General features: G+C 74.5%; 3 protein-coding genes. 1 reads left to right on the top strand and 2 read right to left on the bottom strand.

Translation table 11 applies throughout. From position 1 onward, the window contains the following. The coding region (locus ACTUAL_RS21855; protein WP_440901553.1) for an ATP-binding protein at positions 1 to 373 on the top strand (373 nt) is incomplete at its 5' end. Here the strand turns inward: ACTUAL_RS21855 and ACTUAL_RS21850 are convergent. After that, positions 370 to 1,218, bottom strand: coding sequence for a TrmH family RNA methyltransferase (locus ACTUAL_RS21850; protein ID WP_096496302.1), 849 nt, complete (start codon positions 1,216 to 1,218; stop codon positions 370 to 372). The two genes, ACTUAL_RS21855 and ACTUAL_RS21850, sit on opposite strands and share 4 nt — an antisense overlap. Further along, positions 1,218 to 1,607, bottom strand: a complete 390-nt coding sequence (rplT, locus tag ACTUAL_RS21845) for a 50S ribosomal protein L20 (RefSeq protein ID WP_015804174.1) — start codon at positions 1,605 to 1,607, stop codon at positions 1,218 to 1,220. Before rplT ends, ACTUAL_RS21850 begins: the two co-directional genes overlap by 1 nt. Positions 1,608 to 1,692 lie beyond the last annotated feature (85 nt).

The following is a 1,692-nucleotide window of genomic DNA, read 5'->3' as shown; positions in this document are numbered from 1 at the left end:
AGGCGTGACACCCGACGACCCGGTCCCGGTCCGCGGCAGCCGCCCGCTGCTGGACCGGTTGCTCGGCAACCTCCTGGACAACGCCGAGCGGCACGCCGGATCCGCGATCACCGTTCGACTGTCCGCAGTGGACGGGCAAGCCGTCCTCGAAGTCGCCGACGACGGCCCCGGCATCCCGGAAGCCGCCCGCGAGCGCGTGTTCGACCGCTTCACCCGCCTCGACGAGGCCCGCGCCCGCGACACCGGCGGCACCGGCCTCGGTCTCGCCATCGCGCGCCGCATCGCCGCCGTGCACCGGGGAACCCTGGTCGTCGGCGCGAGCGCGCGGGGCGCGCTGCTCATCGCCTCGCTGCCCCGCGCGGACCGGCTCTAGGCCCGGTGCGCCCGCGCGGACGCGTACAGGCACACCGCCGCGGCCGTGGCCAGGTTCAGGCTCTCCGCGCCGCCGTACAGCGGCACCTTCAGGGCGCCGTCCAGGCTCGTCACGACGTCGTCGGGCAAACCGTGCGCCTCGCTGCCGAACACCCACGCCGTGGGGTGGGCCAGGTCGCCGCGCAGGTCGGCGGTCACCAGGTCCTCGGTGGCGTACCCGTCGGCGGCGACCAAGCGCAGCCCGGCCGCGCGGCAGGCCGCGAACACGTCCTCGGCGGAGCGGGCGCGGGCGATCGGCAGGTGGAACACGCTGCCGGTCGAGGCGCGCACGCACTTGCCGTTGTGCACGTCGACCGAGTCGCCCGCGAAGACCACCGCGTCGGCGCCCGCCGCGTCGGCGACCCGGACGACGGTGCCCGCGTTGCCGGGGTCGGCGACGCCGTGCAGCACCGCGACCAGGCGGGCGGAGGGGGTGAGGGCGGCGTCGAGGGGGACCTCGACCGGGTCGCACACGGCGACCACGCCCTGCGGGGTGACCGTCTCCGACAGCGCGGCGGCGGCCTTGTCCGTGACGACGCTGATCGGCACGCCCGACGAGGCGGCGGCGTCGACCAGCTCCTGGTTGCGCTCGGCGGCGACCTCGGTGACGAACAGCTCGTGCACCCGGCCGCGCCCCTCGGCGGACCAGGCGAGGGCCTCGCGGACCGCCTGCGCGCCCTCGGCGAGGAAGCGGGCGGCCCGGTCGCGGCCGGAGCGGCGGGTCAGGCGTCGAGCGGCGACGACCCGCGGAGTCCGCTCGGTGAACGGGACGTCCGCGGGTCGTGGCGCACGACTGGCGTCGCTGATCAGGCCTTGTCCTCGGCCGGAGCGTTGACGTCGGCGGGCATGGCCGCCTTGGCCAGCTCGACCACCGCGGCGAACGCGGTCGGGTCGCTGACGGCCAGCTCGGCCAGGATCTTGCGGTCGACCTCGATGCCGGCCAGGCGCAGACCCTGGATGAAGCGGTTGTAGGTCATGCCGTTGGCACGCACGCCCGCGTTGATGCGCTGGATCCAGAGCTTGCGGAAGTCGCCCTTGCGCGCACGGCGGTCGCGGTACGCGTAGTTGAGCGAGTGGAGCACCTGCTCCTTGGCCTTGCGGTACAGCCTCGAACGCTGGCCGCGGTAGCCGCTGGCGAGCTCAAGGGTGGTACGGCGCTTCTTCTGGGCGTTGACCGCCCGCTTCACGCGTGCCATGTGAGTACTCCTAAGTCAGGTGGGGTGGTGGTCAGAGACCGAGCAGCTTCTTCGCGCGCGGCACGTCGGCCTTGGCGACCTCGGC

The organism is Actinosynnema sp., assembly GCF_052038725.1.
This window is presented reverse-complemented; position numbering and strand designations above follow the sequence as displayed.